General features: G+C 67.5%; 5 protein-coding genes. 3 read left to right on the forward strand and 2 right to left on the reverse strand.

Annotated features, from left to right (window positions below; all coding sequences use genetic code 11):
* Positions 1–296: 296 nt before the first annotated feature.
* A complete protein-coding gene (gene accD / locus AC1DQP_RS14950) occupies positions 297–1,181 on the forward strand; it encodes an acetyl-CoA carboxylase, carboxyltransferase subunit beta (protein ID WP_478051903.1) in 885 nt (294 codons plus the stop codon).
* Positions 1,181–2,548 carry a phosphoglucosamine mutase gene (gene glmM / locus AC1DQP_RS14955; protein WP_256774629.1) on the forward strand — a complete coding sequence of 456 codons (1,368 nt, stop codon included), beginning with the start codon at positions 1,181–1,183 and terminating at the stop codon, positions 2,546–2,548. The genes accD and glmM overlap by 1 nt, the downstream gene beginning before the upstream one ends.
* A gap of 79 nt (positions 2,549–2,627) precedes the next feature.
* Here the strand turns inward: glmM and AC1DQP_RS14960 are convergent, their stop codons facing one another.
* Both AC1DQP_RS14960 and AC1DQP_RS14965 read right to left on the reverse strand, forming a co-directional pair.
* Entirely contained in the window at positions 2,628–3,482 is an 855-nt protein-coding gene (locus tag AC1DQP_RS14960) for a polysaccharide deacetylase family protein (protein ID WP_256774630.1), read from the reverse strand.
* A complete protein-coding gene (locus tag AC1DQP_RS14965) occupies positions 3,469–4,635 on the reverse strand; it encodes a glycosyltransferase family 4 protein (RefSeq protein WP_457320213.1) in 1,167 nt (388 codons plus the stop codon). Before AC1DQP_RS14965 ends, AC1DQP_RS14960 begins: the two co-directional genes overlap by 14 nt.
* Positions 4,636–4,958: 323 nt before the next feature.
* On the opposite strand from AC1DQP_RS14965, the gene AC1DQP_RS14970 reads away from it, so the two are divergent.
* On the forward strand, positions 4,959–5,894 hold the full coding sequence (locus tag AC1DQP_RS14970) for a 2-oxoglutarate and iron-dependent oxygenase domain-containing protein (RefSeq protein WP_256774632.1): 936 nt from the start codon (positions 4,959–4,961) through the stop codon (positions 5,892–5,894).
* Positions 5,895–6,138: the final 244 nt, after the last annotated feature.

Raw genomic sequence — 6,138 nt, forward strand, 5'->3', positions numbered from 1 at the left:
GTGCAGGACTGCACAAACAAGCAAGGCGCCCACGAGCCCCCATGGACGGGTTTACGTGCGTGTCCCGGGCGCGGCTGCCCGCCTGCCTCCCGCGACACGACCAAGGCGCTGGTGTTGCCGTGAGAGGATCGGAATCCCGGCCGGAGACCGCCGTCGCCCGCTCCTAAACATACGTCACAGCACGGTTTTCCCCCGGCCCACCGCACCCCGCAGGGGGTGCACGAGCGGGGAGGGCCTGAGCTAGACTGTCCGCCTTTGCGGCCCTCGGGCCGCCCTGAACGGAAGTAGCATCCCGCATGAGTTGGCTCAGCAAGTTGATGCCGTCGGGCATCCGCACCGACAACGTCCCCAGCAAGAAGCGCAGCGTCCCCGAGGGCCTGTGGGAGAAGTGCAGCAATTGCGGCAGCGCGCTGTACGGCCCTGAGCTGGAAGAGAACCTGGAAGTCTGCCCCAAGTGTGGCCACCACATGGCCATCCGCGCCCGTGCGCGCCTGGCCGCGCTGTTCGACGCCGACAGCACCACCGAGATCGCCGCRCGCCTGGGACCGACCGACCTGCTCAAGTTCAASGACCAGAAGAAGTACAGCGAGCGCATCAAGGCCTCGCAGAAGAACACCGGCGAGTACGACGCGCTGATCGCCATGCAGGGCCTGCTCAAGGGCCGTCCGCTGGTGGCGTCGGCCTTCGACTTCGCCTTCATGGGCGGCTCGATGGGGTCGGTGGTCGGCGAACGCTTCTCGCTGGCCGCGGAAAAGGCGCTGGACATCTGCGCACCCTACGTGTGCTTCTCCGCCAGCGGCGGCGCGCGCATGCAGGAAGGCCTGTTCTCGCTGATGCAGATGGCCAAGACGTCCGCCGCGCTGGGCAAGCTGCGCGAGGCCGGGTTGCCGTATATCTCGGTGCTCACCCACCCGACCACCGGCGGCGTGTCGGCCTCGTTTGCGATGCTGGGCGACATCAACATCGCCGAACCGCACGCCCTGATCGGCTTCGCCGGCCCGCGCGTGATCGAGCAGACCGTGCGCGAGAAGCTGCCGGAAGGGTTCCAGCGTTCGGAGTTCCTGCTCGAACACGGCGCCATCGACCAGATCTGCGACCGCCGCGAACTGCGCGAGCGCCTGGCCGACCTGCTGGCGTTGCTCGGTCGCCAGCCGGCACCGGTCGCCGACGAGGCCGCCTGATGGGGGCGCGCAAGTATTTTGGCACCGACGGCATCCGCGGTCGGGTCGGGCAGGGCGTGATTTCCGCTGATTTCGTGCTGCGCCTGGGCAATGCGCTCGGCCGCGTGCTGACCGAACGCAATGGCCACCGCCCCGGGCACCGTCCGGTGGTGGTGATCGGCAAGGACACGCGCATCTCCGGCTACATGTTCGAAGCGGCACTGGAAGCCGGGCTGGTCGCCGCCGGCGCCGACGTGCAGTTGCTGGGCCCGATGCCGACCCCGGCCGTGGCCTTCCTCACGCGTACACTCGGCGCCGATGCCGGCATCGTGATCAGTGCCTCGCACAACCCGCATTACGACAACGGCATCAAGTTCTTCTCCGCCGATGGCGAGAAGCTCGACGATGCCACCGAGCTTGCGCTGGAAGCGGCGCTGGACAGCGCCTTCACCACGGCCGAATCCGACCGGCTGGGCAAGGCCATGCGCGCGCGCGACGCGGTGGGCCGCTACATCGAATTCTGCAAGGCCAGCGTGCCGCGCGCGTTCGACCTGCGCGGGCTGAAGATCGTGCTCGACTGCGCGCATGGCGCCACTTACCACATCGCTCCGCTGCTGTTCCGCGAACTGGGCGCCGACGTGGTCACCATCGGTGCCGAGCCCAACGGCGTGAACATCAACGATGGCGTCGGCTCGATGCACATCGACAATCTTGCCGCCAAGGTCCGCGAGGTGGGTGCCGACCTTGGCATCGCCTTCGATGGCGATGGCGATCGCGTGCTGATGGCAGACGACCAGGGCAACCCGGTCGACGGCGACGACCTGCTGTATGTGCTGGCGCCGTCGTGGCAGCGCAATGGTCGCCTGCGCGGCCCGGTGGTGGGCACGCTGATGACCAATTTCGGCCTGGAACAGGCCATGGAGCGCCTTGGCCTGCCGTTCGTGCGCAGCAACGTCGGCGACCGCTACGTGCACCAGGCACTGGTGGAAGGTGGCGGCGTGCTCGGCGGCGAAGCCTCCGGCCACCTGCTGTGCCTGGACCGTGCGACCACCGGTGATGCCATCGTCAGTGCGCTGCAGGTGCTGGAAGTACTGCGTCGTGAAGGCACCACGCTGCGTCAGTCGCTGGTTGGGCTGCACCGGGTGCCGCAGAAGACCGTCAACGTGCGTCTGGCCAATGTCTCGGCCAAGGCGATCGTGCAGGCGCAGGGCGTGCAGGCGGCACTGGCCGCCGCTCAGGAGGCGGTGAAGGGGCGTGGTCGCGCTTTCCTGCGTCCGTCGGGCACCGAGCCGGTGGTGCGCGTCACGGTGGAAGCCGATACCGCCGAGCTGATGCAAGCCACGCTCGACAACCTGTCCAGCGCAGTCAAGGCCGCCGCCGCGGCGTGAGGCACGGTCGCCAAGGCGACAGCAAAACGCCCCGGTTTGCAGGGGCGTTTTGCATTCTGCGATGCGCCACACACGGCGTTTACGGCCCCGGCACCATCTTCTTCTGCTTCGCTTTGAAGCGGTTGAACAGCGGCGCGATCAGCGGGTTGTAGCTCCACGCGATGCGCTTGCGCAGCCAACTGGCCGGGCGGTTGCGGATAGCGAAACGATAGATGTGCTCCGGATCGCCGCCCACCACGTTGCGCCCGAACGGGTGGGTGGTATGCAGGTAGCGGAAGCCCTGCGCGCGTGCGATCGGCAGGTAGTCCTCGTCGAAGTCGCCATACGGCCAGCACAGCGTGTCCGACACCTCGCCCAGCTGCTTCTGCAGCACCTGTCGGGCCATCGACAGATCGCGGGTGATGCCTTCGCGTTTCTGCTCGCGGCTGATGTCCTGCTTCAGCCAGCGCGTATGGGTGTGGGTGTGGCAATGCACTTCGAAAGTGCCCGCAGCGATCATCTCGCGTGCCTCGCTCCAGCGCATCATCACATCATCGGTGCGGTCCTCGCGCAGGATCGCCGCTTCACAGCCGCGATGGTCCGGCGTGGCCGGCAGCACGGCGCCGGGCTGGCCGGCATGCGGGCGCACCGGGCCTTCGCCCATCCAGCCGGTGACCACGAACACCACTGCGTGCATGCCGTACTTCTGCAGGATCGGATGCGCGTACACCCAGTTGTCCAGGTAACCGTCATCGAAGGTGATCACGATCGACTTGCGCGGCACCGGCTTGCCCGCCAGGAAGTCGGCGTACTGGTCCAGGGTCAGCGAGGTCCAGCCGTTGCTGGCCAGCCAGGCGATCTGGCTTTCGAAATTCTCCGGCGACACCGTGATCATGCCCGGCGACGGCGACACGTGGTGGTGCATCAATACCGGCACGGATCTAGCGTTGGCCATGGCCCAGTTCCTTCAACCACTGGTGGTAATAATGTTCGGTTGCTTCAGTGTGCCCCAACGGGGTGAAGCGCTGTGCGGTGCGCATCCATTCCCAGCCAGCGCGCCCCATGCGTCGGCGCTGTTCGGGTTGTTCGATCAGCGTCTTCAACGCGCCGGTCAGGGCGGCCTGGTCACCCAGCGGGGCGAGCAGGGCATTGCTGCCTTCGAGCACCATTTCCGGCACGCCGCCCACGCGCGTGGCCACGATGGGCACGCCCACGTGCGCCGCCTCCAGGAACACCGTGCCCGCCGCTTCCTTGTGCGAGGCCAGGGCGAAGATGTCGAAGCCTGCAATCAACCGGCAGGCGCCCAGCCGATACCCCAGCAGGTGGACCTGCGCCTCCACGCCCAGTTCGCGGCGCAGCGCCACCAGCTTGTCCATCACCGGCTGGCCATCGCCGACGATCACCAGCTGCAGGTTGGGATGCTGCCGGCACAGCGGCGCGATCGCCCGCAGCAGGTCCAGGTGACCCTTGGGCTCGCGCAGCACGGCCACGCAGCCGACTACGATATGGGCCTCATCGAAGCCCAGTTCACGGCGCACCTCCGCGCGCGTGTCCTGCACGCACTGCCAGGGGTCGTCGCTCTCGATCTGCGACCACTGCGTTGGCACGGCGATTGGTGGCACGATGCCGATGCGGCCGTCCTCGATCCCCCGCGTCACCAGCAACTGCTTGACGTAGCTGCTCACCGTCAGCACCCGGTGCGGCAGGCCGGTATAGGTCAGCAGCGAGTTGACCGGGCTCATCAGGTGGCGCGAGCGCACTACCAGCGGGGTGCCGCCCAGGCGCGCGCCCGCCGCGGCGATCAGGCTGTCCCGCCGGCTGGTGGTGTTGACCACGTCGAAGGCGCCGCGCCGCACCAGCCGGCTGACCGACCAGATGCCGCGCAGCAGGCGCAGCAGCCCGCCCATCTTCAGCGTGTGCACGGTGAAGCCGGCCTCACGCGCGATCTCGCCCAGGCGGGCGCCGGGTTGGCAGAGCAGCGATACCTCGTGGCCACGGTCGCGCATCGCCAGCATGTGGCGATAGATGTAGATTTCCTGGCCGCCGAATCCCTTGGCGGCCTCGGTGTGCAGGATCCGGAGCGGCGCCAGCGTGCGCGGCTCGTTCACCGATGCAGCGCCCGCGGGCGCGGTGGCGTGCCAGGGGGCCGCTGCGGTCGATGCATCGCCAGCGGCCGTCAACGTCTGGCGCGGGGGAAGGGATGGGGCGGGAACGCTGGGGTGGAAAGCATCCATGGAGCGGCTCGGGTGGCGCAGGAGGGCAGGGGACGTGGCGGCGGCGGCTGCGTCGGCGACCCGTCCAGAGGAAGGCGGGCGGCGCATTGTATCGGTTTGTATCTTTGTGTCGGCAGTGCCGATGGTCGGATCTGGCACAATGTTCAGCCGGGCCACAGTGGTGGCCCGTGTCCCATCCGAACTAGCCAGGAACCGCTGTGAGCCAGATCCCGACCCTCGATATCACCCGTTTCGACAGTGACCGCGACGCGTTCGTCGCCGAGCTGGGCGCGGCCTACCGCGAATGGGGATTCGCGGGCATCCGCAACCACGGCATCCCGCAGGCCGATATCGACGCGGCCTATGAGGTCTTCAAGGCCTTCTTCGCGCTGCCGGAAGAAACCAAGCGCACGTACCACGTGCCGGGCAGCGGTGGCGCCCGTGGTTACACGGCCTTCGGCGTGGAAACGGCCAAGGGCTCGGCGCATTTCGACCTGAAGGAGTTCTGGCACATCGGTCGCGAGATCCCGGACGACTCCAGGTACCGTGACGTGATGGCGCCGAACCTGTGGCCGAGCGAGGTGCCGAACTTCCGCGAGCGGGGCTATGCGCTGTACCAGGCGCTGGACACGCTGGGCTCGCGGGTGCTGTCGGCCTTGGCCCTTCACATCGGCCTGCCGGAAGATTTCTTCGCCGACAAGACCAACAACGGCAACTCGATCCTGCGGCCGATCCACTACCCGCCGATCACCGCCGAGAACATTCCCAACGTGCGCGCCGGTGCACACGGCGATATCAACTTCATCACACTGCTGGTGGGTGCCAGCGCAGCGGGCCTGGAGGTGCAGTCGCACGAGGGCAAGTGGGTGCCGTTCACTTCGGACGCGGACACGATCGTGGTGAACATCGGCGACATGCTGCAGCGCCTGACCAATCACGTGTATCCGTCCACCATCCACCGCGTGGTCAATCCTCCGGGGGAGCAGGCGCGCCAGCCGCGCTATTCGGTGCCGTTCTTCCTGCACCCGAACCCGGATTACCTGATCGACGTGCTGCCGACCTGCATCACGCCGGAAAACCCGAGCCGCTACCCGGAGCCGATCACCGCCCACGGTTTCCTGGAAGAGCGTCTGCGCGAGATCAAGCTGAAATAAGGAGGCGTCGGCCTTGTGCCGATTCCCTCCCGGTAGATGCCGGCCCTTGGGTCGGCATGCCCCGTGAAGGCCGCCGAAAGGCGGCTTTCTTTATATGGGATGGTTGGTGCGAAGGTGAAGGGCTAACAGCCGGCTGAGCCGTGGCTATTGCGGGGGCGGGCGATGCCATGCCCAGCCGGGACACGCCGTAAACCCATCCCTGGGGGCTCGCGGGCGCCATCCATGGCGCCCGACGGTCCCGGCT

This window comes from Stenotrophomonas sp. P5_A8 (assembly GCF_056400545.1).